Source organism: Algoriphagus sp. AK58 (assembly GCF_014324365.1).
GTDB lineage: Bacteria > Bacteroidota > Bacteroidia > Cytophagales > Cyclobacteriaceae > Algoriphagus.
The window spans coordinates 36,552-61,545 of sequence record NZ_QEIG01000007.1; the positions used below are offsets into that span (position 1 = coordinate 36,552).

Sequence of the window (24,994 nt, forward strand, 5' to 3'; positions counted from 1 at the left end):
CTTAAGATTTAACTTGCTCACCGGTTTTGCCGAATCTTCTCTCTCTTTTTTGATAATCTTCTACTGCGGCATAGAGGTGCTCTCTTCTGAAATCTGGCCAAAGAACCGGTGTAAAATACAACTCGGTGTAGGCCAATTGCCAGAGAAGGAAATTACTGATCCTGAATTCCCCGCTTGTCCTGATCATCAATTCTGGATCTGGAATCCCTGCGGTGTCCAAATTATCTGCCAGGGTTTGTTGGGTTATTTCTTCAGGTTTTAACTTTCCTTCGGAGACTTTTTGAGCAATGCGTTTGGTGGCTTGGGTAAGTTCCCATTGACCACTGTAACTTAATGCTAAGATTACAGTCAGGCCGGTATTGGAAGCCGTCAGTCTTTTGGCTTCCATGAGTTTTTCATGAGCGGATGAGGGCAAACTTTCCAAATCCCCGATGGCATCCAGTCGGATGTTGTTATTCATCATCAGCGAGATTTCATCGATGATGGTTTTTACCAACAATTCCATGAGGGCTTTTACTTCATCTTGGGGTCTAGACCAGTTTTCCGTAGAAAAGGAAAATAAGGTTAGGTATTTTACTCCCAAAGCATCTGCCCCCTCTATAGCATCTTTAACAGCCTGAATGGCATGTCGATGACCGAAGATTCTCATGGCGCCTTTTTTTTTGGCCCAACGGCCGTTGCCGTCCATGATGATCGCAATATGTTTTGGGATATTGATTAGGTCTAGTTTTTCCTTCATTCCAACGCTTGGGTACCTACATTTTTGGAGGTACAAAAATGCTATTTCTTTTTCAATAATCTGCCCTAGGCTTCAATTAATTAATAGGCGTAGCACTTTACGTTGGTGATGGTGTAGCTAAGGGTAAGCCCTAGAAAGTAATACCAGTCCTTCGTATTCGGATTGCCAAAATTAATGATGTGGGTTAACGTCTTCCCGGTAATAGGATCTACTTCCGAAATGGGAAAAAGGCCGGCATTGGAATCGATTTTGTCGAGGTAATCCGTAAATGTAGCTCTGAATCCAAGCTCTCCAGCCAAGGTCCAGCGATCATTTAACCTATATTTTACTCCCCCTCCAAATGGAATTACCGGTGAAAATAATTGGTAATAATCCGCAGGAGTGAAGCGCTGTGCACTGTAGCGTCCTTTCATGGTGAAAAAGGAATAACCCAATCCAAAAAAGGCATAGGGAGAATACCTAAACTCGGAGTCATTTCTCAAGAAGTCCAAGAAATTGAATTCCATTACCGCAGAAGCTTCTATCACCCCTCCTCTAAATCGGGCATCCCTACTTTGGTATACCAAATCCAAAGGTTTAATCTCATCATCACCTTGAAGTACTGCAGTACTCAGGCCGACTCTGAGAGACCACACATTGTCAAAATTTCTCTTGCCAAACAACGTGCCTTGAAGCCCTAATTGGCCGGGGTCAATTTTTCGAATAATATCACCTGAATAGACCGCTCCGCCAATTCCTCCACCGATTTCATATTTTTGGGCTTTTCCTTGAGAAAAACTGGCTAATACGAGAATCGCCAAAGCGGTTAAATATCTGAAAATCTTAAAATTGACCTTTTTCAAGACGATGCAAGTTATGAAGTACCTAACGTTTAAAAAACGACCTTTTGTATTTACTGGGTTAATAATTGTTAAGCTTGGCTAATGCGATATTCTCAGTTTCTCATGTCAAATCCCCAATTCAATTTTTGACGGAGTGTATCAAAGAAATGATAATGGGGCAATTTCACCAATTTTGCTGAAAACTTTTCTTTTTTCACGCTAAGCTTCAAATCCGAAGAAATTGCGGTAGAACGGGAATCAAGGGAAATCATAAACTTGTCAGTTCTTCCTTCGATTTCAAAACTTATTTCTGCCTCATCCGAAACGATGATGGGCCTAACATTTAAATTGTGCGGGCTTACCGGTGTGATGACAAAATTTTTTGCTCCGGGGGTAATTAAAGGGCCTCCGCAGCTTAAGGAATATCCTGTGGAACCTGTAGGGGTGGATACGATCAAGCCGTCCGCCCAATAGGAGTTGAGGTACTTTCCATCTATAAAGGTGTGAACCGTAATCATGGAAGAAGTATCTCTCTTGTGAATGGTAAACTCATTCAAGGCAAAATTCAACCCGTGGAAAAGTTTTCTGTTACTATTCAGTGAAAGTAAGGTTCGGGATTCGATTTGATAATTTCCATTTACCAATTGGCCAATTGCTTCTTCGATTTTGTCTGTGGCTACCGTAGCCAAAAATCCCAATCTTCCGGTATTGAGACCAAGAATCGGGATTTCCCTGCTTCCTACTACACATACAGTATCCAGCAAGGTGCCGTCCCCACCGATTGACAGAAAAAAATCCAATCCGGAATAATCTTCGGGACTTTCCAATACCCAATATTTCAAGGATTGATTTCCAAGTTGCCTTAGCTGCCGGTCAAAAGGTTCAGTGATGAATACGTCAATCCCAAAAGACTCTAGTAGCTTAAATAGAGACTGGACCTGCGGGAAAAATTCTGCCTTCAAAGAGAGGCCATGCAAGGCGACTTTCATCTGAGGATAAATTGTTTTATAGGGTCAGATGGGATATCCCAGGGCATCAGTCCCCTGTTGGAAAGGTCTTTATTTGGGCATTTCATGCCTCAAATATCTAAAAATCTCAATAAGTTACCGATACGGTCCTCCTCACTTGAGATACCCGTCTCTTCTTGGTAATGGTCGATTACCCGATAGCCAAAACGCTCCAAGGTAGCTTTGACATGACGGAGTTCCGGCTTGTCCAGCTTTAGGGTCAGCTTTATTTTACTCTCGTCCAAGGGGTCAGAGGTAATAAAGGAGCTTAGGATTTTTGTGTTTTCAGATTCTACCAAGCGGGCAATTTCAGAGAGCAGGTAATCTTTCATCTGCAGAGAAAGAATCAATACGCTTCCCTGAGACTTGATCGAAAGACTGTCTGCAAAAGCAGCAATGGCATCTTCCATGGTCACCACACCCAGGTAAGTGTTTTCCCGGTCTACGACAGCTACCAGATTGGATTGGTTTTCAGAAGCTACTCTAAGTACATCATAGATGTGCTTATCCGAGTACACCCAACAAGCATTGCACTCTAGCTGAATGTTTCCAATTAATTCTTGTGGGTCATTTAGCTCAAAAATTATTTCGTCTTCTATGAATCCCAAAAACCTACCTTGATCTGTAACGGGTAAAGAATCAGTTCTGATTTCTTCCATCCAGCTCAATGCCATCCCTGCACGATCAGTCAATTTGAGCGGAGGGATAAGGCTGTTGATGAATTCGTAGGCTTGCATAGAAGAAAGTTAGGAAATGAATTCAGAACTCAAAACGCTTTCGAGCCTATTGTTGTTCCAAAAGAAGTTTTTTAAATCTTTTCTATACATCTGCTTTTTTACCAGAAGGCATAGCTAGCTTAAGAAATTTTTCGAAAAGGTTGAAATCTGGAATCCTTTGGTCTTCGGTCGCCTGTGCTGAGCACCTTACCGATGAGAGTCGGGAAGTTCGAAGCATCCGACCCATTAATCAAAGGGTAATTGGATGGTGGTGCAATTGCGGACAATCATTGAATCTTTTATCCTAAAAAATGTTGCGTCAAAATTCCCAAAACAATACCTCCGGCAATGATCATTGGAGATGAAACTTTGGAAAATTGCAATAAAGAATAGGTGCCTAGGATAAAAAAGATGTTGATGCCATTGGATTCCAAAGGTTCAAAAAGCAGGTAGGCCGCAGCAATCAACATCCCACACGAAACCGCATTGATCCCCTCTAAGGCAGCTCTGACAGGACGGTAGAGTTTTAGTTGATCCCAAAAACGGATCACGAAAAAAATCAGAAAAATTCCAGGAAGGAATATCCCTGCGGCTGAGATCAAGCCTCCTATAATAAATCCCAAAAGGCCTCCATCCCTCATGGAAAGCGCTCCAACGTACGATGAAATTGAAAATGTAGGCCCGGGAATACCTTGGGAAATCGCATATCCGGTCAAAAATTCTTCAGAGCTTAAGTAACGCTTGAAGTCCACGAATTCAGTGTACAAATAGGGGACTAAAACTTGTCCTCCTCCAAAAATCAAGCTCCCGTTTCGGTAGAAATTTTCAAATAAAAGGATTGGCTGATACTTGGTGATAGCTCCTGCTACGGCGGCTATAATCAATACGCCTGCCCAGAGATAAAAATTGCTCCATTTGATTGTCAAAGCCTTTTCCTCTTCTGCTTTAGGCTGATTTTTATATTTCATCGAAGTACTGAGACCTCCGAGAATTAGCATGACAGGAAAAATATAGGGGGAACTGTAAAAGAAAGCTACAAATGCAGAAATCAGCATTAAGATCATAGCTTCGGTAGTCTTGATCATTTTGCTGATGGTCTTTTGAGCAGCAAATATGATAAAGCCAATCGCCATAGGTTGAATAAATCGGGCAAAGTTGAGAGCTCCGGGAGTGTTTTCCTGTAAAAAATCAATCAAAATCGCGGCTGCCATCATTATGCTGGTTGCAGGCAAAATCCAAACAAAAAGTGCCAAATAGGCAAGATTAGGGCCTCCGACCCTGAATCCTATAGCAGAGACCAATTGGGTAGAGGAGGGGCCTGGGAGCATATTGCAAAGTGCATTGAGCTCCCAAAGCTCCTCTTCTTGGATGTATCCCCGTTTTTTGACCATTCGCTCCAGCAGCATGGCAAGGAAAGCCTGCGGGCCTCCAAATGCAGTAAGCGAAAGGGTAAAAATATCCTTCAAAAAAACGTAATATCGGACCTTCCGTACCGACATTTTATTTTCTTAGACCTAGTTCTCGTAGCCTTTCCTCCAAAAACTCTCCGGCTGTCGCATCTGCAAATTGCTTCGGATTTTTTTCGTCAATGCAACTTTCAAGACAGGTGAGATCCATTTCAGAGCGTGGATGCATGAAGAATGGAATCGAATATCTGCTGGTATGCATCAGTTCCCTTGGAGGATTGACTACACGATGGATGGTGGATTTTAGTTTTTTATTGGTCAAGCGCTCGAGCATGTCCCCTACATTTACAACTAGCTGATCCGGAAGTGCTGTGATTGGAATCCATTTTCCATCTTTTCTCAACACCTGTAGTCCATCGGCACTGGCTCCCATCAAAAGAGTGATCAGATTGATGTCCCCATGTTCGGCAGCACGTACCGCATCTGCAGGTACTTCATCCGGATTTTCAATCGGGAAGTAATGAATCTGTCTTAAGATAGAATTGCCGAAAGCTACTTTATCCTCAAAATACTCTTCTGGCAAATCAAGATTCAATGCAATAGCTCTCAACATTTGCTTACCTGCATTTTCTAAAGTTTGGTAAGCTTCGATCGCATCTTTTTTGAATTGGGGGATTTCTTCAGGCCAGAGATTCGCCGGATATTCCGCCTTGACCGCATCTGAGTCAGGGATCAGGTCCAGTTCCTGTCCCACATGGTAGAATTCTTTCAAATCTCCAGTGTTTCTGCCTTTGGCATGTTCCTTACCTTTTCCGGTGTAACCTCTCTGATAGCCGATTTCGGGCTTTTCATATTTTGCCTTTACCTCGTCTGGAAGGGCAAAGAAAGCCTTGATTGAGTTATAAAGCCTATCTTGAAGGTCTTGAGAAAGTCCGTGATTTTTGATTGCAACAAAGCCGATGTTTTGATAAGCTTCTCCAAGGGTTTTAACAAATGCTGCTTTTTTATCAGGATTTCCTGAGGTAAAATCTGCCAAATCCAAGCTTGGAATTTCATCAAATAAGATGTCCATCAATTGTGTAGTTTAGTTGTTGTTTCAATATAATTATTCAAAAATAAATATCTTTAAACTCAATCTAGGTGGTGGTATGAATAAAATCCTTATTTTCCCAATAATCTTTGGTTTGTTGTTTTTTTCATGCAGTGAAGAAAAGAAAAAGATTAATGAATCTGGCATTGAGGAAAATCCGGTCGTCGGAGCAGGAGGTGAATCTTTGCCCAACGTTACTTTTTACCAATACGAGGATTCTTCTTCTTTCCCCGATGCGATTTTGGAGCTTTATACCCCTCTGGGGAACCAGGTATTCAAACCCGGAAAAGTTCCTTTTGAATTTAATGTCAAGAATTTCCTCTTAGAAAATGGGGGAAACAATGAAGCCAGGCTAGTGATGATCCTGAATGGTGGGGATCCCATCGGCTATTTTTCTCCGATATTTCAGAGGGAACTTACAGTCGGCACCTACAGAGTCGTGGCGTATTTGGTGGATGAGGAGGGATTAGCTTTGAAAAGCTTTGGAAATTATGTGGATAGGGACTTTATGGTAGGAGATTCCAGACCTTTTCCATATTCTGCCGAGCCTTACCTAGCACTCAATTTCCCAAGAAATGCCCAGATTCTCCCTCTTGGTGAAGAGATGGTTGTTGATTTTTTGGTTTTGGGGGGAGATATGAAATTGGATGGATTAAAGGTGAAAATTTCTGTGAATGAATTTACTTATGAAATAGATCACATGGCTCCTATTCGGGTGACTAATCTTCCAAAGGGCGATTACCAAGTGAAGGTGCAGTTGGTCCGTTCCGATAATAAGGAATTGGAGGGGCCTTTCTCCACCATTACAAAAACTGTCTTTGTCCGATAAGTCTTTATCTTTGGGCCTTCAAATATTGATTTTATCATGCTCTTAGTAAATCAAATCCGGGAAAACTATGATCTAGTTCTTGCCGGTCTGCAAAAAAGGAATATTTCCAATGCCGCAGAAGTACTCGCCAAGGTCATTGCATTGGATGATTTGAGAAAATCCTCCCAATCACAAAGGGATCAAATACAGGCTGAAGCCAATACGATTTCAAAGCAGATCGGTCAACTGATGAAGGAAGGTAAGACCGAAGAGGCCAATGCTATTCGAGAACGTACCGCTGAGATCAAAATTCAAATCAAAGAACTCGACGAGCAAAATGCAAAGGCGGAAGAAGATCTTAGGGCCTTGCTATATACCATCCCAAATGTACCTCACACTTCTGTTCCATCAGGTAAAACGGCAGAAGACAATGAGGTAGTGTTGGAGCACGGACAGATACCGAGTCTTTTTGAAGGAAAGCTTCCCCATTGGGAATTGATCAAAAAGCATGATATCATTGACTTTGACCTGGGAATCAAGATCACAGGCGCAGGCTTTCCAGTATATAAAGGAAAAGGTGCCAGGTTACAGCGGGCTTTGATCAATTTCTTCTTGGATCAGGCCTTGGCTGCAGGGTATTTGGAAGTCCAGCCTCCCATATTAGTAAATGAGGATTCCGGATATGGAACGGGTCAATTGCCGGATAAAGAAGGCCAGATGTACTTCGCGTCTGCAGATAATCTGTACTTGATCCCGACCGCTGAAGTTCCAATCACGAATCTCTATCGCGATGTAATCCTGAATGAAGGAGATCTTCCAATTAAAAATGTGGGATATACCCCTTGTTTTAGAAGAGAAGCAGGCTCTTGGGGAGCCCATGTTCGAGGACTCAACCGACTCCACCAATTCGACAAAGTTGAAATTGTTCAAATTACTCATCCGGACCAGTCTTATGAAGCTCTGGAAAGTATGAGTAGCTATGTACAGGGATTATTGCAAAAACTTGAACTTCCCTATCGGGTACTCAGGCTCTGTGGAGGTGACATGGGCTTCACGTCTGCACTGACCTATGATATGGAAGTCTACTCAGCTGCCCAAGAGCGGTGGTTGGAAGTCAGTTCGGTTTCCAATTTTGAAACCTATCAGACCAACCGACTGAAACTGAGATTTAAAGGAGAGGATAAGAAAACCCAACTCGCCCACTCGCTGAATGGAAGTGCGCTGGCACTTCCCAGAATCGTGGCTGCTATCTTGGAAAACAATCAGACACCGGAAGGAATCAACATGCCAAAAGTATTGCACCCCTACCTAGGTTTTGACAAGATTTAATTTTCAGACCGCCCAAAAAATCACAATCGGGCGGTTTTTTTCATTTTAAGAGGCTCATGAAAAAAATATTTCTACTGTTCCTACTGTTGTTCCCCATAACATGTTTTTCTCAGTCTGAGGAATTGGAGGCTGCCTCTCGAACAGTTCAGCTTTATTTCGAAGGCATGATGGAAAGAGATCGGTCAAAATTGGAGGAAGCCTTTTTTCCTCAGGCCAGACTGATTGGATACCGCGGAGATCAATTGTTTGTTACTCCTTTTGAGGAATGGGCAAGCGGCACTTCAAAAGGTACTCCACGTGACCCAAATCTTTTCAGAAATGAGCTCAAATCCATAAGAATCGTCGGAAATACGGCTTTGGCAGAGACAGAGCTTTATTGGCCCGGGATCTATTATTATGACTTTTTAACCCTGATTAAAATGGAAGGCAAATGGAAGATTGTCCATAAGTCCTGGTTTGAAAAAAAGCTGGATTGAGCTTACTCACCAAGAATCTCACCCACGTGTTGGTGGATGTTTTCCGAGATTTTTTCCATAGGAAGATCATTTTGGTCTTCTCCGAAAGGTTCTTCGATTTCTTCAGCGATTAATTCCAAGCTGGCCAAAACATAGAAAATAAAAGCGACAATCGGTGCCGCAAAATATCCCATGATCACGGAGTATCCAATGGGTAGTGTAATGGTGTAAAAGAGGATGAATTTTTTGATAAATGAGCTGTAGCTGTAAGGAATCGGGGTGTTTTTGATGCGCTCACATGCACCGCAGATATCCGTGAAGGAGCTGATTTCCCCATTGAGTACAATGAGTTGGTCACCGGTGATTTTTCCTTGCTTGTACAGGCCATTGACTCTCCCAAACATCAATTTTGCCACTTGATTGGGTACGTGCCTTTCGTTGTTGTTTGCATTAGGGAGATCGTCAAAAATCTGATCCTCCTCATCCAGCATAAATTCGGTGGATTTTGACTGAAGGTGATCTTTGAGAACAAAAGCGTAAATAGGTATACTTTTTCTGAAAAACTTCCTGTTTTGTTCATCCTTTGGGTCAAGGATGGCCGCCAGTTTGAGCGCAAAGTTTCGGCTGTTGTTTACCAAACTTCCCCAAAGTTTCCTTCCTTCCCACCATCTATCGTAGGCTGTATTGGTGCGAAAGACGAGAAGCATGGAAATAACAAAGCTTAGTAAAGAATGCATGAGTGGAAGATTTTTCACCCAGCTATTTTCTCCTATGCGGAAATATTCAATTTCCAGGTATGCAATACCCAAAGAATAAAGCAGAATTATGAGAATCAGCGGGGCAAGCCTAAAAAGGGTATCTGATTTTTGAATTAGAAAGACAAACTGTGCCCAATCCTTGGTGTTGTAAACCTTCATTTCTAGTGTTAAAAAGCAAATCTTTGATTAAGATGGGGAATTCTTGTCTTAGAATAAAACTTATTTTCTCTGACAAAAAGTTGTTTTTTGTGCCCTCTATCCTTTTTCGACAGGCATAAACCTCTCAGGGGGCCATAAATATCCGAGGTATCTCCTTTCTAGTCCTTCCCAAACTTTGGAATCACGCCTCTATCATATGGCTGCTAAGGCGATTATGAATCTCCAAGATCTGAGGGATGACCATCTTGTTATCTGAGTTTTTGATGACAAAGTCAGCCCGTTCGTTTTTTTCTTCATCAGGCAATTGCTGATTGATGATATGGTTGACTTGGGCTTCTGTCCTGTGCGGATCACGGAGAAGGATTCTTGCCATTCTAATTTTAAGCGGTGAGCTGACATTGATCACGTAGTCTAGCTGATCCGCTGACCCCGTTTCAAATAAAAGTGCTGCTTCTTTAATGACGTAGGGGGAATCCTGTAATTTAGCCCATTTGTCGAAATCTCTTCCCACAGCAGGATGGACCAAAGAATTGATTTTTGCCACTTTTTCAGGATCCGAAAAAACGGTTTCCGCCAAAAAAGCTCTGTTTAGCGATCCGTCTGGTAAATAGGAGGACTCTCCAAAACTGGAAATAATTTCCTCTTTAAGGCTTGAGTCATGAGTCATGAGCCATTTAGCCCGGTCATCGGCCGAGTAGATGGGAATTCCCAAAATGGAGAACACTTGGCAAACGGTAGACTTACCAGAACCAATTCCGCCCGTAACTCCTACTAATATAGGTACTGACTTACTCATATTTCAATTTTACCTGGGCGGGTTCGATTTTTAAATCCTTAAGGTAATCAGGCTTTGGGGATACTTCCAAGGTAATTGTACTGTCTTCGCGGTTACGTCTTCCGTAGTTCAGAATAGCCTCAAACTCTATTTCTTTGAAGTCATTGACTTTTCTTTCGTCCACCAGATAATACATCATCGGGGTAATCTCTTCATTTTCAAGGCTAGCTCTTTTTGGGAAGTTCAACTTTTTGATTTTTAGCCTTTTATTTCCCTCTAGGTATTTGACCACGTCAAATTGCACCTCAATTTCTTTTTGTTCGATTTGGACTAGTTGAGCAAGGTTTTTGTCCAATTCTAATGTTACCTTCTTGGTAAAATTGTTGTCGATTCTGTTCTCATTTAGGATTACCGGAAACTTTCCATCAAAAGAATCCAGTATGGACGAGGGTCCAGTGACAGAAATCTGTTTTGGAAGAAAAGTGATTTCGCCATCTATTTCTATATTTTTCCCCAGAGAGTATCCGGCGGTATCCAATACTGGCGTCAGGTTTTTGGTGACAATACGGTCTATTTGAAAAAGGATGGAGTCCTCCAATAAGCCTTCCAGTTGGGTAGGGGTGATGAATTCCCCCAATGGTCTTTTTAATTCCGAAGTAAGAATGAATTTACGCTCAGAAGGCTCGGCCAGAATGATCGAAAAAGGCGGTTCATTCAGATTGAAATACTTTCTGAGAAGATCCCAACCATTACCTGAGATTTGGATTTGGACACTTTCTGGAAGGGGTTTGACAGGGACAAAGTTTTCCCTGTCAAACTCCCATTGGATGGGGTAATCGACAATGGTATTGTAATTGTCCTTGTTCAGGGCATTTAAAATCCAAAAAGTGGTAGCCGCTATGATGCATAGGACTACCACTTTCAGATCAGAGAGTCTTTTTGAAGAAATCCTCCAAGAGGATTTTTTGGATTCAGGCAAAGCTACTTTATTTGGTTGAACCTGTTTTCTTGGTGAAATCCAAGGAGATGGCAGATTTTTCGATTTTGATCTTTACACCTCGGTCGATATCCAAAATCACGGCATCACCCTCTACACTGGACACTTTGCCATGAATTCCGCCTATGGTGACTACGTCATCTCCTTTTTTGATTTCTTCAATAAACTTCTTGGTTTCTTTTTGTTTTTTCTGCTGTGGTCTGATCATAAAGAAATACATGATCAGAATGATTGAGCCAAACAAAAATACTTGTCCAAGAATACCACCGCCACCTGCTGCGGCTTGAGCTAATACAGTATTAATCATGGTATTATCTCTTCAATGGTCCTGATGGAGCAGTTGCGCCTGCTAGTTTAGGAGTTACGCTCCCCTTCATTCTCAGACGGGTTACAGTAGGATTGGTGTTGGCTTGGATGGTTACAGTAGGCGCCTGTGCTCCTGATTTTGCGGTAGAGTTGAATACTACTTTTACAAAGCCTTGTTCACCTGGCTGTACAGGAGTCTTGGTCCAATCAGGGCTAGTACAGCCACAAGAAGCAGTAATGTTGGAAATGACCAAAGGAGCCTGACCGTTGTTGGTAAAGTTGAAGATGTGCTCGATAACTTGACCTTCGTTGATGTTTCCGAAATCATATTCCATCTCTGCAAACTGGAATGCACCAAGCGTGCTAGGGTCTGCTTCAGTGGTAGTTTGTGCATTTACCGGAGCAACTGCTGTATTCGCTCCTTCCAATGCTGCAATTTTATCTTCTAAAGCCTTGATTTTTTCAGCCTGATCATCGTTTTTCTGTGAACAGGAGGCCATCAAAACCATCGCCACAGCGATGGCGCTCAATAGTTTGATTTTCATGTTAGTTTTTACCTTGGTTTATTTGATCGATTAGTTTGTTTACGTCATGAAGCAGATTTTCTGCTTTATTTTTTGCTTCTGAAATAACTCTTTTTCCCTCAGACTTGGCTTCGTTGAGGTGTAGTTCCTTTCCTTCTACTAACTCGCCAATGAGGTCTTCAAGTTCCTTTTTGTATTTGGAGAGTTTAAAAGAAAGCTTGTCCCTGGTATTGGCTCCTGTGTCAGGTGCAAACAAAATACCCAATGCAGCACCAACTCCGGCGCCGACTACAAATGCCAATAATGTGTTTGTACTTTTGCTCATGGTTGTATTATTTATTGTCTAAAAGTCCTCGACCACTCTTACGGATTTGTCCGCTGTCTGTTAACTCTTTTGCCAAAACATCCAGTAGTCCGTTGACAAATTGCTTGCTTTTTGGCGTACTGTATGTTTTTGAAATATCAATGTACTCGTTAATGCTGACCTTCACCGGAATGCTGGGGAAATTTTTCATTTCGGCGAGGGCCATGGAAATGATCACTTTGTCAGTAAAAGCAAGACGGTCAATATCCCAGTTTTTGGTTTTTTGAGCGATAAGTGCCTTACTGGCAGTATCATTTTCGATGGTGAAGTTAAAGATATTTTGAAAAAACTCTTTGTCTTCATCCCAATTCATGGCAATCTCCGGGAGGGGGTCTGACTGTCCTTCTTGCTCGGTAGCTGCATTTTTCAACACCTTAGAAGCCAAACTTCTTACCACGGACTTGTTTTCAGTCCAATTCAAATCCTTTTCGGAGAAATAATTCAAGATGACTTCATTTTTGAAAATTATCTTTTTCAGAAGGTCATCTACCGCTTCAAAATCTTGCTCCAACGTTGGGTTGGAGATTTTCAGATAGTCTTGGTAAGTCTCAGAGGGCTTGATATAGTCTCTAAACCATTCTTTGATTTCCAGTTCTAGATCATCAAGATGTGCATTGTTTCTTACTACTGCTGCCTGATAGGACTGAGACTCCCGGATATTTTTCAATACTCGGTTATTCGCCAGGTTAAGCTCATTTCCGAAAGCAATGGGAGCTTCTCCGCTTAGCTTTTTCTTTTTCTCTAAGTCTTTCTCCACATGTTTGGCGAAAGCCTGAAGCAATTCGATCGCTAAAAGATAAAGCTGAGGAATTCGTTCTGCCGAGGTGACCATGTTTTTCAAAAGAAACTGCCGGTCTTTTTCATTTGCAGCATGAAACTGTTTCAGTGCATCCAAAACCACTTTTTTGATTTTTGGACTGGCTTCAGATGATTTAAGGAGTTGTTCGTTTTCCAGATTTTGGTCAAACAGGCGAATGGCTTCTTCGGCATCCCTATTCAGTGCGGCCTTGTCCTGAACCTCCATACTGTTGAGATCTGGTAAGAAAGACTCCCGTATGAAGTCCTTGGCCAGGTTTAGATTGGATCCTTTACATTGTTCATAGGCATAGAGATTCTGAAATGCCTTGACTCTGAGGATTCTTCTGTTTAGCATATTTTCTTTAAAGAGCTGTAAATATAGGGAATTTGAGCGTGCCTAGCTTCATGAAGCCAAAGACAAAAAAACCACCGGAAGGCATCCCCCGGTGGTTTGAATTGGATAGGAAATGAATCTCAGAAAGGAAGTTTAATTCTTCCGATCGCTGCAATTCTTTCCTGTGCTGCTGCGATAGCTGCCTGCTGTGCAGGAATATTTTCTTTTTCTGATTTTTCCAAGATAGTCAGACAGGTCGTGTATATTTTCTCGGCTTGGGCAAATACGGTCTCTTCCTGATAATCTCCGTAATATTCAGCACCTACGTTGATCACCCCACCGGCATTGATGAGGAAGTCAGGGGCGTAAATGACTCCTTTTTCCATCAGGATCTTTCCGTGCTTGGCTTCGTCTTTCAATTGGTTGTTTGCGCCACCGGCCACGACAGCACATTTCAAGCGGTCAATAGTCTGATCATTGATCGTGGCACCAAGTGCACAAGGAGCGTAGATGTCCATTGGCAAATCGTAGATCACATTGGGGTCTACTACAGTGGCACCTGTAGCCTTGGCTACTTCTTTGAGTTTATCTTCAAAAATATCCGTGATCAAAATCTCGGCACCTTCTTTTACCAGATATTCGATCAGATATTTCCCTACTTGGCCTACACCCTGTACCCCGATTTTCTTTCCGTTAAGTGAATCAGATCCAAATGCTTTTTTGGCAGCAGCTTTCATACCCATATAGACACCAAAAGCAGTGACTGGAGAAGGGTCGCCTGCGCCGCCTTTGATTTTGGGAAGGCCAGTGACATGTCGGGTCTCCATGGCAATGTATTCCATGTCGGAAGTCTTCATGTTTACATCCTCTGCGGTGACATACCTTCCACCCAAGCTCTCTACAAAACGGCCAAATCTTCTTAAAAATGCCTCGTTTTTCAATTTGGGATCACCAATGATTACGGCTTTTCCACCACCCAGATTTAGCCCTGCAAGTGCATTTTTGAATGTCATGCCTCGGGAAAGTCTCAAGACGTCTGTGATTGCCTCTTCTTCGGTGGCATAAGGCCACATGCGGGTACCTCCAAGGGCAGGTCCTAGTACCGTATTGTGAATACCGATGAGTGCTTTCAGGCCAGTAGCCTGATCCTGACATACCACGAGCTGCTCGTGATCCATGGTGGTGATTTGTCCGAAGATGGATCCTTCACGCACGGTTTCGGTCGCATTAATCTCTAACATGTGAACTTAGCTTTTTAGAATATGTTATATTTGGGCTCTTACCTTCAGAAAAAGGCTGATACAAAATTAAATACTTTTATCAGCCTTCAAAGTAATTGCGTCAATAGTTTCTGTAAGTTTATCAGTGATTTTAAAGTTTTTATTTGGTGAAGCCTCTTTGGAGAATCAATAAGTATTTATACAAATACAAGGGTTTGCTGCTCTTGGGAGTAGTTTTTACGGTGATCTCAAACATCTTCGTAATTATCCCTGCTCAACTTGTCAGAATCGCAATAGATTATGTGGTGGAGAGTTTTTGGCTTTATCGGCCCCTTACCAAAGGAGGATTGGGTGAAATTGCCCGTGAAAATTTTCTGGAATACGTCTTTGTTTTTGGGATTTTGATTTTGGTTATGGCCCTACTAAGGGGTTTTTTTCTTTTTCTGATCAGGCAGACCATCATTATCATGTCCCGAAAGGTGGAGTATGATATGAAAAATGAAATCTTCGAGCATTACCAAAACCTACCCCTGAGTTTTTACAGAAAAAACAGTACCGGTGACCTGATGGCTCGGATTTCGGAGGATGTCAGCAGAGTCAGAATGTATCTTGGACCGGCCATCATGTATGGACTCAATTTATTGATTTTGTTTCCTTTGGTGATTTTTTACATGATTTCGGTCAATGCCGAGCTTACCCTTTATTCTCTTTTGCCCCTGCCTATCCTTTCTCTCAGTATCTATTTTGTCAATAATCTGATCAATGAGCGTTCAGAAAAAATCCAGAAAAGTCTATCCAACCTCAGCACCTTCGTTCAGGAGGCTTTTTCAGGGATTCGTGTATTGAAAGCCTTTGTCAGAGAAGAAGATTCTGCCAGAGAGTTTGCAGAGGCTAGTGAAGAATACAAACACAAATCCATAGAACTGACCCGGGTTAATGCCCTGTTTTTCCCATTGATCATGGCTTTGGTGGGGATCTCTACCATTATCACTGTTTATGTGGGAGGGATGAAAGTTATTCAGGGGGAGATCGGATACGGAGTGATCGCAGAATTCATCCTTTATGTCAATATTCTCACTTGGCCGGTAACTTCCTTGGGTTGGGTTACAAGTATTGTGCAAAGAGCCGCAGCCTCTCAAACTCGCATCAATGAGTTTTTAGATATTCAAAATGATATTGTGAGTACTGAAAATTTCGAAGGAGAGCTTGAAGGAGAAATTTTGGTAAAGGATCTTTCTTTTATCTATCCTGATTCGGGAATTAAGGCCTTAAATGAGGTTTCCTTCCAAATCAAGGCAGGGCAAACTTTGGGAATCATCGGTACGACGGGTTCTGGGAAGTCAACCATAGCCAATCTGTTGATGCGGATGTATGATCCTACGGAAGGGCAGATTTTGATAGACGGGAAAGATATTCGGAGTTATTCAATCTCTAATTTGAGAAGGCAAATTGGCTTTGTGCCTCAGGATGTTTTTCTTTTCTCGGATACAATTGCAAATAATATTGCCTTCGGTCTGGATCATCCTGACATGGCATTGATCGAGAAGGCCGCAAAAGATGCGGATGTCTATCAGAATATAGTTGATTTTCCAAAAGGCTTTGAAACCATGCTTGGAGAACGGGGAATTACCCTTTCCGGGGGACAGAAACAGCGAGTCTCGATTGCCCGCGCCATCGCTAAAGAGCCAAAAATCCTGATTTTGGATGATTGTCTTTCTGCTGTGGATACCAAAACCGAAAATGCCATTCTCACAGCTCTCAAGAAAATTATGGAAAACCGTACTTCGATAATCATCTCACATCGGGTTTCCTCTGCAAAATTGGCCGATCATATCATCGTATTGGACGAAGGTAAAATCATCGAACGGGGCAACCATGAATCCTTGATGGCACAGAAAGGAGTCTATGCTGAATTGTTTGAGAAGCAAACCCAATCTGCCGAACAAATTGACGGATAGATTTCTCCCGGTTTCCACTTTTCTGTTGATTTTCTGTAACTTGGGTAGGCACTAAACTTATTTTTATTATGACTGTCAAAAAATCAACCACGCAAGAACTGGAAGAGGTTCTTCAGGAGATAGGTCAAAAGATCGAAGAACTTGTCAAAAAAGGCGCTGAAGCAGGTGGGGAAATCAAGGAAGAGATCGAGCAGAAGATCAGGGATCTAAAAGAAAATAAGACAACTCTGGAGGCTGAGCTCAAAAAGGCAAAGGAAATGCTGGAAAGGGAATACAGAGATAAGAGAGAAGAACTTGAGCCCAGAATTGAAGAGTCCAAAGGATTCGTCAAAGAGGGGTTTAAGCAAATAGGATTAGGACTAAAAATCCTGTTTGGGAAAAAGTAATAGCTTAAACCAAGAAAAAAGGCCTCGCTGAACTTGTTTCAGCGAGGCCTTTTCTATTTTTCCTTCAGTGCGTTACATCGGTCGTATGCCGGATCGATATCAATGAATACGTCTTCTTTTGCTGTCAGAAACCACTTACTCAGGATTTCATCTTCTTTCCTCCTTAAGGTAGCGGCTTTCATTTTTTCATAGTCATCTTCGAGATTGGCCTTGTGGGCAGGATATCTGGCTTTGTAGAAAAGGATCCTGACTTTGGTGCCTTCACGAGGATCTTCGAACCTTAAGGGCCTGGTAATATCCCCTACCTTCATGGTATCTATAGTGAAATAAAGCACAGGATCTTCTAAGGTTCTCAAAGACAGTCTATTGGAATTGGTGGCAGGATCAGTAAAAAATCCGCCTGCATCAGATGTGGCTCTGTCATCTGAATATTCTTTGGCCGCCTTTGCAAAGTCAATTTTTCCTAGGAGAATCTGGGTTTTTAAGCTGTCTAGGTATTTCTCGGCCTTTAAGATGTCCTCTTCCGATGCTCTTGGAATTCGTAAGATATGCCGAGTGTTGAATGTATTCCCTTTGATTTCCAGGAGTTGAATCATGTGAAATCCAAACTGAGTTTCGATGGGGTCGGATATTTCTCCAGGTCTAAGTCCTAGGGAGGTCGCTTCATATTCTGGAGCCAATTCTCCTCTTCTGAAGAAACCCAGATCGCCCCCTTGGGCTGCAGATCCCGGATCCTCTGAGTGTTTTCTGGCCAGTTCAGCAAAAGTGGATTTACCATCCAGGATTTCCTGCTTAAACTGAAGAAGTTGGGCAATAATATCCTCTCTTATTTTAGGATTGGCTTCTGGTTTTTTTACAATTTGGCCCACCGTCGCCTCAGAAGTAAACAGTGGCAAGGAGTCTCTCGGGATGCTGTTGAAGAAGGCTCTTACTTCCGCAGGAGAAACCGTGATACCTTCGGTGATCTTACCTCTCATTTTTTGCACGATGAGCTGTTCACGGATCACTTCTTCAAGTTCGGATTTTAGCTGGTCTGCAGATTTGCCATAAATCTCGGCAAGCATGTTTTCATCGCCTCCAAATTGCTGCATCACCATGTTGAAGCGGTTATTGGTTTGAACCAAAACCTCCGCATCCGTTACCATGACCGAATCGATTTCGGCTTTGGCCACCATGAGTTTGTTGATCAAAAGGCTTTCAAACACCTCACAGCGGTTTGGGGCTTCCATTCCTTGTTGGGATTGGGCAATGGCTTCGATATACGTCTTTTGGACTTCTGACTCCAGGACGATATTGTTGTCCACTTTGGCAACAATTTTATCCAAAACCTGTCCTGTGGGTTGAGTCTCTTGGGCATAGCTTTGTCCCAAGATCATAAGTCCCACAAGGCTTGGCATTAGTCGGTTTAGCAATTTCATCATGTTTATTTCATCTTTTTCGGAGATTCCGAATAGGTGGAATTATCTGTTCAAGGCAATAAAAGCTTCTTCTTTGACGGTTTGATTTATTTGAACAGGGTATTTCCCTCTGAGTCTTTCTGTTAGATTTTTATCCAAAAATTCCTGATAATCTCTGATTACCAATCCTCTGGATTCTTCGAATTTTCTCGGACCGGAAGGAAATTTCTGTCCAAGATTAATCAAATAGGTTGCCCCATCTATCAAGACTTCTTGATAGGGGAGGTCCAAATTGATTTTAGATAGTATTGGGTGATCTTCGTATTCAAAAGTCCCTGATTCTGTGGTGAAGGCCAAAGGAGAGGTGGCTTTATAGCTGGACTCAAAGGCCTGAATGGAGCTGGGATTATACCCATTTCCTTGTAGCGTTTTTCTGGCGGTTTCCAGTTTGGTTGGATCAATTACCTTGACTATGTAAGCATCTACCCGATTTTTCCATTGATAGTCGGAGATGTTTTTCCTGAAAAAATCCACTTGCCCCAATGAATCAGTGATCCCCTTTTGCCAAACTTCCTGGTTCATCAGTGAGAACAACAATATCCCATCGCGATACTCTTTTAGCAGCATCTGGTACTCCTTATTGTTTGATTCTAGGTCTTTCTCTTCGGTTTGAGCCAAAATGCTGGCAACATATCTTTCATACCAAGTGTCAAAAGTGCCTGCTTTGCCTTTTGGGACGAATTCTTCCTCCTGCATGTACCTCCATAAGTCTGCCGCCTTATAGGATTTTCCCTGGAGGACGAATAATTCTGTGTTGGTTAACCCTTTGGAATCCAAGACTCCTCCAAATGTAGATTTTGTCACATCGTTGAGTACTGAAGAAAGAGAAGATATGGAGGCTTCGTTTTCTTTGAATCCATACCTGGCTTTTTGAACGGCGACAACTTGTGATTGAATCATTCCTGACCTAGAGTCCCTTAATATTCTAGACCGTATGCTTTCCTCCATTTCTTCAAATGAGTCAATGGGTTTTTTGGCTTCTAATCTTAAAATGTGGTATCCATATTGCGTTCTCAGAGGAGGTGAGACCTCTCCGATTTCAGTCAATGAGAAGGCGGCCATTTCAAATTCTGGAATCATCATACCCACCCCAAACCAGGGCAATGTTCCTCCGTTATCTTTTGTACCAGGATCCTCCGAAAAAGTCTTGACAATATCTTCCCAAATTGTATTCTCCTTTTGAATCTCGGTATAAATGTCTGAGATTTTTCTTCTTGCGTTTTCTTCCTGACCAGGACTTTGAGGGTCAAATCGAACCAGAATATGTGAGACTCTAACTTGTCCCGGATTAGGCTGGCGATCCTTTACTTGGATGATGTGGTATCCGAAATTGGTTAATACCGGATCTGAAACCTTTCCCGGCTGCAATGCGAATGCCGCATCTTCAAAAGGCTGAACCATCTGAAGGCTTGTAAAATAGCCTAGATCACCTTTGTTTGTTTTGGCAGATGGGTCGTCTGAATATTGGACGGCTAACTCGTTGATGTCTCCTCCGTTTTCGATTTCTCCTTTCACCTTCAGAGCCATTTTTAAAACAATAAGGCTGTCTTCATTGGAGGCATTTGGAGGAAATTGAAACAGAATATGGCTCGCTCTTATGATTTCCTCCATTCTTGAATAAGCCTTTCGTAATTCACCTTCCTCAATGGAATTTTTGATTAAAAAAGGTGCGATCAGGGTTTCTTTGAAGGAAGCAAATTCCCGGAGAAATTCATCTGATTTGTCTAGACCCAGAGATTCAGCTTCTCTGACCTTGAGTTTGTAATTGACAAAAAGTTCGAAGCTTTCTTCAAATTCTTCCCTGCTTACACCGGGTATGGATGGCTCTGCACCTTTTCCTTTAGACAGTAAATAAACCAATTCCTCCTTCTCTACAGGAGTACCCCCAATGCTCAACAACACCTCATTTTGATTTTGGGCTGCGGTTTCAAGCGGGTAGAGACCTGCGTTTATTAGGAAAATAAATGCAAGAAGAGCCGAAAGGGTTCGGTAATTCATGAAGTGGAAAGCCGATTTAAAATGCAATGTTACAAATTTATCAGGAATTCACGTGGAATGCCTTGGTGCATGGGGTTTTAACCAAAATTAGGATCTGAATCTTTTGACCAGTCTACAGGTATTGGTGCCGTTGTTGGACTCAAATTCGATTTCGTCCATTATTTTCTTTACCAAAATGATGCCTAAACCGCCCTTTCTTTTTTCGACCATGACTTTTTTGAGATCAGGGACCTCATATTCCAAAATATTAAAAGCGCTTCCTTGATCTGTAATTTCAAAAATCAACTTTTCATTTGAATCTTTTACTTCCAGTTGGATTTGGTCTTTTGGATTGCAGCCATGGGAATGAATGATCAGGTTGGCACATACCTCTTCCACTGCCAGGGTTACCTGGTGTTTTTCTGTGTCAGACAATGAAAAACCAGCCAATGTCCTTTGAAGAAAGGTTCTCAAATCTGAGAGCGCTGACGTCTGACAGGATATGTTGAAATTATGCTTCATTTAGACTCCCAATTGCTGCACTTTTATCTTCAAAAATTGGTATCAACTGATCTAATCCTAAGATTTTGAAAACCTCATAAACTCTTGGAGGCAGTCCAAAGATTCCCATCCAGATACCCTGGTCGTTGAAATCTTCTAGATAAGACATGAATACTCCCAGTCCCGCAGAGGAGATGTACTCTAAGCCCTGCCCATCCACCAAAATGTGTTTAGCTCCTGATTCCACTAATTCCTGTATGGCTTTGTCCAAAATCACGGAGTTACTTGCATCTACTTCACCCAAAAGGGTTAAGATGTCAAATTGAGTTTCTTTTGATTTTTCCAATCGAAGCATGTTCGTGCTTTTCGTTTTCTTTATTACTATTCTTTTTTTCCAAACTTGACTACCATAAGTGAATAATCATCATCAATCATGCCGTCGCCGCCGACAAAAGCGTGAAGTGAATCGATCAAAACTTGTTGAATTTGTCTTGGAGTTTTTTCGCAATTGATTTCAACCAAGCTTTTGATTCGTTCAAAGCCAAATTGGTTCCCTTTTTGGTTTTTCGCTTCCACCACTCCGTCAGTAATCAGTACCAGGATGTCACCGGAATTGAATCCGAAGGTTCTTTCCTGAACGTGATTCTCGTAAAGCTTGTTTCTTAAAATTCCCAAACCCAGTCCGTCAAACATCAGGAATTCAGAATTTTTCTCTTTTGCCCTGTAGAGCAGAGTGGGTACATGCCCTGCCCTGGAATGATTGATAGTTTGGTTTTCGGTATTGATCAGAAAGATCGAAGCAGTGATGAAATGGTTTCTCTCAAGGCATTTGCTAAGTGCCGAATTTGCACGGATCATAAACTCCGCAGGACTCAATTCCAGTTGAATCAAGCTGTGGAAAACCCCCTTCATTTGGGACATGTGAAATGCAGCAGAGGTTCCTTTACCCGATACGTCTCCGATGATTAATACATATCTGTTTTCGTCCAGTTTATAGGTATCGTAGTAGTCCCCCCCAACCTCATCTGCTGCATTGGAATAGGCACAAATGTCAAAGGAATCGGGATGGTCAAGACGGGTCGGCAGTAACGCTTTCTGAACCCTTTGCGCAATTTTTAGCTCTTCTTGGTAGCGTTCATTCTGGATAGCCTGATTGAGTAATCGGTGATTTTCAACGGCTATGCAAGCCTGTCGGGCAAAGGTGCTGATGATGTTGATCATCTCTTTGTTGAAGCCGTCTCGGACTTCTTTACATAGGACCATTCTTCCTATGGCGGATTTATTGATGATCAATGGAACCAATAAGGCGGATTCGTATCTAGGATGCTCCAGTCGAATGGCTAAAGGCAATAGTTGGTCTGGTTTTTCTACAGCAGCCCATTCCTGAGCTGTTTTTTGGGATCGGATCCAATCTGAAATTTCTTTTTTGGTCCATTCATCCAAAAAGCGAAGTTGGTCAATCCCGCCAAGGTGTTCTTCAGGATTCATTTCCAGCCAGGCGGCATCGGAATAGGAAGCACTCATGCAGGAATCCATTAAGATATCCAACACTTGCTCCTCATTTTCTTCAGGCTGTATGGATTGGCTTAATCGTTGAAAATTGATCGCCTCTGTAAGTTTTTGCTCAAATACTGAGGAGGTTGGCAAATTGAATAAAGTGACCAAAAAACTAAAAAGAGCATATACAAAGATGAACCCAAAAAGGGCCATCAAAAACAGGTTGTCGGTCAGATTGATTTGGAATCGATCCTCATTTCCGTAGGCGAGAAGTCGGTTGAAAAGGTATCCCGTGCTAAGCAGAATCAAAGAAAGAAAAAGGAGAGATTTCCATTTTTCTTTGAAGGTCAAATAGGGGATCCATTTTAAATTTCCCGAAAGAACAATGGAAATGATCAACAAGATCACCAGTCCGAAAAGAAAGCTGTAGTCGAAGTTGTTTTTGTTGAAAAACACAAAAAACGTAGCTACCAGCATGGCAAATTCAAATGCCTGCCATTGCTTTACCACCTGTTTGTTTTTCTGATAAAGAATCAAATGTTTCCAAAGAATGGTCGTGGAAATCAAAAAGAGGGTAGTAAGAGCAAAATTGACGTGGTAGAAAAAGTTTTTCAAAAAGGGCTCTGAGCCAATTTTGGTTTCTGCAAGAGAGGTATAAAAGAGTTGGGTAAGCAATCCGAATGCGGTGGCAAAAAGACCGGTGGAAGCCCCTCTCCAAATGAGATTTAAAAAGTCTCCCTGAATATTTTTTCCGATGGAATAGCTGTAAAAACCATAGAGCGTAAAGAAGAAAAGAATTTCCAAAATCCAGGTTATCTCTTCAGAAATGCCCGAATCAAGCTCATTAATTATTCCGAAGATCCTGACCAAATCAACAAATAACAGAGCTAACCATACGAATATGGAGAGCAGTAAACTGAGTTTGCCGATATGGATTGTGGGGATCTTTACCATCGGGATGCTTTCGCAATAATACTCAAAGTCAACCAATCCTGACCCTATGCCAAATCAAGCTGCTCGGAGAATAGTTGTTAAAAATTATCAAAATAAAACTAAAGGAATATCAAGTCGTCTACGATTCCTTTTCCGATTTTTTCTTCTATCAGAGAAAGTACTTTGGAGCGGTTTAGCTGAAGTTCTTTTTTGATTGGTCCTGAGGTGATTTTCACCAGCAGCTTTTTTTCTTTGATGAAAATATTGCCCGTACGGTCTGCGATGGTTTTACCCACTAGTTCTGGCCAGGAATTAATCAGAAGCTTTTCCTGAAATTTATCCTCAAGCCGGTAAGTTTTAAGAAGATCTTTGAACGCAGACTCCAGAGGAGCAGCTTCCTTCTTTCTTCCATAATTGGGGTCGTATTTCATCACTTTATAAATTGATTTTCAAAGGTCAAATCTCCGCTCGCTAGCCTTCATATTGCCATGGACCATCCCCCTTCTGTTTGAGAAGAGGTTTTTGTGGGTAATTCACAAGATCAAATGAAAAGTTCTACGGCCAAACTGTCTGCTAATAATTTGCCTTTTCGGGTTAAAGATAGGACTTTGCCTTGGGCTATCAGCCAGCCCTCTGATTCTAATTTTTTAATGGCTTCCGATTTGATTTGCCAGAGATCAACATGATGTCGGTCTAGGATCGACGCTGTGTCCAATCCCCAAATGGTGCGAAGTCCTGTCAAAATCTCTTCATTGATTCGATCTTCCTGCTCCATAGGGTCCAATTCAAATGGGATGGATCCAGAAAGTAATGCTTTCGTGTATTTAGCATTTGAAGAGGGATTATATCCCCTGTTTTTCCCGTCAAATGAATGGGCACTCGGTCCTATACCCAAATAAGGGATTCCCTTCCAATAGTTGGAATTATGCAGAGAAAACTTCCCCGGCTTTCCAAGATTGGAAATCTCATAGTGTATATATCCTGCCTTTTCGGCCTGTTCTTGAAGCCATTCAAATTGTTCGGCAATAAAGTCTTCGTCAGCCGGAACAAACCTCCCCTTGCTGGCCCAATTCCCCAGAGCGGTTTTTGGCTCTACGGTAAGCGCATAGGCCGAAATGTGCCCGGGATCTTGGCGAAGCGCTTCTTCCAGATCCTTTTGCCAAAGACTATGATCCGGGAATGGAAATCCATATATCAGATCGATTGAAAATTTTTCAAATCCCCCTTTTCTTCCCAATCTGATTGCCTTAAGGGCTTCATCCACCGTATGTGTCCGATTGTAGGCTTTAAGGATTTCTTCTTGAAAACTCTGAATTCCCAAGCTAAGCCGATCTATGCCCATGGATTTCCAAGCCGAAATTTTTTGGTCTTTTAAGTCGTCCGGGTTGGCTTCAAGGGTGATTTCTGATTTTTTTCCCGGGAAAAGGTCGAATATTCTTCCCAAGATAGTCTCCAACTGTTTTTCAGGAAGTAAAGAGGGGGTTCCTCCCCCAAAGTAAACCGTATCTACGGGTATTCCATTTAGGTAGTCTTTTCGATACTCTATCTCTCTTAGGATGCATTCCGTCATCTCTTGAATTTTCCCAAGATTGGTAGTAAAATGAAAATCACAATAATGGCATGCCTGCCTGCAAAATGGAATATGTATGTAGATGCCTGCCAAGGTAATTCAATTAACT

Annotated in this window: 26 protein-coding genes; 5 read left to right on the forward strand and 21 right to left on the reverse strand. The window is 42.1% G+C overall.

Translation table 11 applies throughout. From position 1 onward, the window contains the following. Position 1: 1 nt before the first annotated feature. From DDT91_RS05745 to DDT91_RS05770, 6 genes are all read right to left on the reverse strand, one after another. On the reverse strand, positions 2 to 739 hold the full coding sequence (locus DDT91_RS05745; protein WP_187175196.1) for an isoprenyl transferase: 738 nt from the start codon (positions 737 to 739) through the stop codon (positions 2 to 4). A gap of 80 nt (positions 740 to 819) precedes the next feature. After that, positions 820 to 1,581, reverse strand: a complete 762-nt coding sequence (locus DDT91_RS05750) for a DUF6089 family protein (protein ID WP_187175197.1) — start codon at positions 1,579 to 1,581, stop codon at positions 820 to 822. 92 nt (positions 1,582 to 1,673) lie between these two features. Then, on the reverse strand, positions 1,674 to 2,549 hold the full coding sequence (locus DDT91_RS05755; RefSeq protein WP_187175198.1) for an NAD kinase: 876 nt from the start codon (positions 2,547 to 2,549) through the stop codon (positions 1,674 to 1,676). 89 nt (positions 2,550 to 2,638) lie between these two features. Next, positions 2,639 to 3,304 (reverse strand): CBS domain-containing protein, encoded by a 666-nt coding sequence (locus tag DDT91_RS05760; protein WP_187175199.1) that lies wholly within the window; start codon positions 3,302 to 3,304, stop codon positions 2,639 to 2,641. A 278-nt stretch (positions 3,305 to 3,582) separates the two neighbouring features. Beyond that, complete coding sequence (gene chrA, locus DDT91_RS05765) at positions 3,583 to 4,782, reverse strand: chromate efflux transporter (RefSeq protein WP_187175200.1); 1,200 nt, start codon at positions 4,780 to 4,782, stop codon at positions 3,583 to 3,585. 1 nt (position 4,783) lies between these two features. Beyond that, positions 4,784 to 5,764, reverse strand: coding sequence for an isopenicillin N synthase family oxygenase (locus DDT91_RS05770; RefSeq protein ID WP_187175201.1), 981 nt, complete (start codon positions 5,762 to 5,764; stop codon positions 4,784 to 4,786). 73 nt (positions 5,765 to 5,837) lie between these two features. Here DDT91_RS05770 and DDT91_RS05775 point away from each other — a divergent pair, with 73 nt between their 5' ends. Genes DDT91_RS05775 through DDT91_RS05785 form a run of 3 tightly spaced genes read left to right on the forward strand, consistent with a single transcriptional unit; the run spans position 5,838 to position 8,392 of the window. Next, complete coding sequence (locus tag DDT91_RS05775; protein ID WP_187175202.1) at positions 5,838 to 6,608, forward strand: hypothetical protein; 771 nt, start codon at positions 5,838 to 5,840, stop codon at positions 6,606 to 6,608. A gap of 36 nt (positions 6,609 to 6,644) precedes the next feature. After that, positions 6,645 to 7,916, forward strand: a complete 1,272-nt coding sequence (serS, locus tag DDT91_RS05780) for a serine--tRNA ligase (RefSeq protein ID WP_187175203.1) — start codon at positions 6,645 to 6,647, stop codon at positions 7,914 to 7,916. Positions 7,917 to 7,972: 56 nt separating this feature from the next. Next, positions 7,973 to 8,392 carry a nuclear transport factor 2 family protein gene (locus DDT91_RS05785; protein ID WP_187175204.1) on the forward strand — a complete coding sequence of 140 codons (420 nt, stop codon included), beginning with the start codon at positions 7,973 to 7,975 and terminating at the stop codon, positions 8,390 to 8,392. Between the two features lie 2 nt (positions 8,393 to 8,394). Here the strand turns inward: DDT91_RS05785 and DDT91_RS05790 are convergent, their stop codons facing one another. The 8 genes from DDT91_RS05790 to DDT91_RS05825 form a co-directional block, all read right to left on the reverse strand. After that, on the reverse strand, positions 8,395 to 9,288 hold the full coding sequence (locus DDT91_RS05790) for a bestrophin family protein (protein ID WP_187175205.1): 894 nt from the start codon (positions 9,286 to 9,288) through the stop codon (positions 8,395 to 8,397). Between the two features lie 181 nt (positions 9,289 to 9,469). Further along, positions 9,470 to 10,084, reverse strand: coding sequence for a dephospho-CoA kinase (gene coaE, locus DDT91_RS05795; RefSeq protein ID WP_187175206.1), 615 nt, complete (start codon positions 10,082 to 10,084; stop codon positions 9,470 to 9,472). Then, positions 10,077 to 11,042, reverse strand: coding sequence for a YbbR-like domain-containing protein (locus DDT91_RS05800; protein WP_187175207.1), 966 nt, complete (start codon positions 11,040 to 11,042; stop codon positions 10,077 to 10,079). Before DDT91_RS05800 ends, coaE begins: the two co-directional genes overlap by 8 nt. Positions 11,043 to 11,049: 7 nt before the next feature. Continuing rightward, positions 11,050 to 11,367, reverse strand: coding sequence for a preprotein translocase subunit YajC (gene yajC, locus DDT91_RS05805; protein WP_187175208.1), 318 nt, complete (start codon positions 11,365 to 11,367; stop codon positions 11,050 to 11,052). A gap of 4 nt (positions 11,368 to 11,371) precedes the next feature. Continuing rightward, on the reverse strand, positions 11,372 to 11,911 hold the full coding sequence (locus DDT91_RS05810; protein WP_187175209.1) for a DUF1573 domain-containing protein: 540 nt from the start codon (positions 11,909 to 11,911) through the stop codon (positions 11,372 to 11,374). A gap of 1 nt (position 11,912) precedes the next feature. Beyond that, the gene (locus DDT91_RS05815) at positions 11,913 to 12,215 is read right to left on the reverse strand and encodes a YtxH domain-containing protein (protein WP_187175210.1); all 303 of its coding nucleotides are present in this window, start codon (positions 12,213 to 12,215) and stop codon (positions 11,913 to 11,915) included. Positions 12,216 to 12,222: 7 nt separating this feature from the next. Continuing rightward, entirely contained in the window at positions 12,223 to 13,407 is a 1,185-nt protein-coding gene (nusB, locus tag DDT91_RS05820; protein ID WP_187175211.1) for a transcription antitermination factor NusB, read from the reverse strand. Positions 13,408 to 13,526: 119 nt separating this feature from the next. Further along, a complete protein-coding gene (locus tag DDT91_RS05825; RefSeq protein WP_187175212.1) occupies positions 13,527 to 14,627 on the reverse strand; it encodes a Glu/Leu/Phe/Val dehydrogenase in 1,101 nt (366 codons plus the stop codon). 146 nt (positions 14,628 to 14,773) lie between these two features. Here DDT91_RS05825 and DDT91_RS05830 point away from each other — a divergent pair, with 146 nt between their 5' ends. Further along, positions 14,774 to 16,564, forward strand: coding sequence for an ABC transporter ATP-binding protein (locus DDT91_RS05830; RefSeq protein ID WP_187175213.1), 1,791 nt, complete (start codon positions 14,774 to 14,776; stop codon positions 16,562 to 16,564). A gap of 68 nt (positions 16,565 to 16,632) precedes the next feature. Further along, complete coding sequence (locus DDT91_RS05835; RefSeq protein WP_187175214.1) at positions 16,633 to 16,950, forward strand: hypothetical protein; 318 nt, start codon at positions 16,633 to 16,635, stop codon at positions 16,948 to 16,950. A gap of 53 nt (positions 16,951 to 17,003) precedes the next feature. Here the strand turns inward: DDT91_RS05835 and DDT91_RS05840 are convergent, their stop codons facing one another. From DDT91_RS05840 to hemW, 7 genes are all read right to left on the reverse strand, one after another. Beyond that, positions 17,004 to 18,368, reverse strand: a complete 1,365-nt coding sequence (locus DDT91_RS05840; RefSeq protein ID WP_187175409.1) for a peptidylprolyl isomerase — start codon at positions 18,366 to 18,368, stop codon at positions 17,004 to 17,006. 42 nt (positions 18,369 to 18,410) lie between these two features. After that, entirely contained in the window at positions 18,411 to 20,405 is a 1,995-nt protein-coding gene (locus DDT91_RS05845) for a peptidylprolyl isomerase (RefSeq protein ID WP_187175215.1), read from the reverse strand. A gap of 87 nt (positions 20,406 to 20,492) precedes the next feature. Beyond that, a complete protein-coding gene (locus DDT91_RS05850; protein WP_187175216.1) occupies positions 20,493 to 20,906 on the reverse strand; it encodes an ATP-binding protein in 414 nt (137 codons plus the stop codon). After that, positions 20,896 to 21,240, reverse strand: a complete 345-nt coding sequence (locus DDT91_RS05855; RefSeq protein WP_187175217.1) for an STAS domain-containing protein — start codon at positions 21,238 to 21,240, stop codon at positions 20,896 to 20,898. Before DDT91_RS05855 ends, DDT91_RS05850 begins: the two co-directional genes overlap by 11 nt. A gap of 26 nt (positions 21,241 to 21,266) precedes the next feature. Then, entirely contained in the window at positions 21,267 to 23,336 is a 2,070-nt protein-coding gene (locus tag DDT91_RS05860) for a GAF domain-containing SpoIIE family protein phosphatase (RefSeq protein WP_187175218.1), read from the reverse strand. A 98-nt stretch (positions 23,337 to 23,434) separates the two neighbouring features. Then, complete coding sequence (locus DDT91_RS05865) at positions 23,435 to 23,746, reverse strand: DUF721 domain-containing protein (protein WP_187175219.1); 312 nt, start codon at positions 23,744 to 23,746, stop codon at positions 23,435 to 23,437. A 110-nt stretch (positions 23,747 to 23,856) separates the two neighbouring features. Then, positions 23,857 to 24,978 carry a radical SAM family heme chaperone HemW gene (hemW, locus tag DDT91_RS05870; RefSeq protein WP_187175220.1) on the reverse strand — a complete coding sequence of 374 codons (1,122 nt, stop codon included), beginning with the start codon at positions 24,976 to 24,978 and terminating at the stop codon, positions 23,857 to 23,859. Positions 24,979 to 24,994: the final 16 nt, after the last annotated feature.

Excerpts from the sequence above, each read along its gene's own strand:
- DDT91_RS05745 (WP_187175196.1), bottom strand. The coding sequence starts at position 739 with ATGAAGGAAAAACTAGACCTAATCAATATCCCAAAACATATTGCGATC.
- DDT91_RS05755 (WP_187175198.1), bottom strand. The coding sequence starts at position 2,549 with ATGAAAGTCGCCTTGCATGGCCTCTCTTTGAAGGCAGAATTTTTCCCG.
- DDT91_RS05760 (WP_187175199.1), bottom strand. The coding sequence starts at position 3,304 with ATGCAAGCCTACGAATTCATCAACAGCCTTATCCCTCCGCTCAAATTG.
- chrA (WP_187175200.1), bottom strand. The coding sequence starts at position 4,782 with ATGTCGGTACGGAAGGTCCGATATTACGTTTTTTTGAAGGATATTTTT.
- DDT91_RS05775 (WP_187175202.1), top strand. The coding sequence starts at position 5,838 with ATGAATAAAATCCTTATTTTCCCAATAATCTTTGGTTTGTTGTTTTTT.
- serS (WP_187175203.1), top strand. The coding sequence starts at position 6,645 with ATGCTCTTAGTAAATCAAATCCGGGAAAACTATGATCTAGTTCTTGCC.
- DDT91_RS05785 (WP_187175204.1), top strand. The coding sequence starts at position 7,973 with ATGAAAAAAATATTTCTACTGTTCCTACTGTTGTTCCCCATAACATGT.
- DDT91_RS05790 (WP_187175205.1), bottom strand. The coding sequence starts at position 9,288 with ATGAAGGTTTACAACACCAAGGATTGGGCACAGTTTGTCTTTCTAATT.
- coaE (WP_187175206.1), bottom strand. The coding sequence starts at position 10,084 with ATGAGTAAGTCAGTACCTATATTAGTAGGAGTTACGGGCGGAATTGGT.
- yajC (WP_187175208.1), bottom strand. The coding sequence starts at position 11,367 with ATGATTAATACTGTATTAGCTCAAGCCGCAGCAGGTGGCGGTGGTATT.
- DDT91_RS05810 (WP_187175209.1), bottom strand. The coding sequence starts at position 11,911 with ATGAAAATCAAACTATTGAGCGCCATCGCTGTGGCGATGGTTTTGATG.
- DDT91_RS05815 (WP_187175210.1), bottom strand. The coding sequence starts at position 12,215 with ATGAGCAAAAGTACAAACACATTATTGGCATTTGTAGTCGGCGCCGGA.
- nusB (WP_187175211.1), bottom strand. The coding sequence starts at position 13,407 with ATGCTAAACAGAAGAATCCTCAGAGTCAAGGCATTTCAGAATCTCTAT.
- DDT91_RS05825 (WP_187175212.1), bottom strand. The coding sequence starts at position 14,627 with ATGTTAGAGATTAATGCGACCGAAACCGTGCGTGAAGGATCCATCTTC.
- DDT91_RS05835 (WP_187175214.1), top strand. The coding sequence starts at position 16,633 with ATGACTGTCAAAAAATCAACCACGCAAGAACTGGAAGAGGTTCTTCAG.
- DDT91_RS05840 (WP_187175409.1), bottom strand. The coding sequence starts at position 18,368 with ATGAAATTGCTAAACCGACTAATGCCAAGCCTTGTGGGACTTATGATC.
- DDT91_RS05845 (WP_187175215.1), bottom strand. The coding sequence starts at position 20,405 with ATGAATTACCGAACCCTTTCGGCTCTTCTTGCATTTATTTTCCTAATA.
- DDT91_RS05850 (WP_187175216.1), bottom strand. The coding sequence starts at position 20,906 with ATGAAGCATAATTTCAACATATCCTGTCAGACGTCAGCGCTCTCAGAT.
- DDT91_RS05855 (WP_187175217.1), bottom strand. The coding sequence starts at position 21,240 with ATGCTTCGATTGGAAAAATCAAAAGAAACTCAATTTGACATCTTAACC.
- DDT91_RS05860 (WP_187175218.1), bottom strand. The coding sequence starts at position 23,336 with ATGGTAAAGATCCCCACAATCCATATCGGCAAACTCAGTTTACTGCTC.
- DDT91_RS05865 (WP_187175219.1), bottom strand. The coding sequence starts at position 23,746 with ATGAAATACGACCCCAATTATGGAAGAAAGAAGGAAGCTGCTCCTCTG.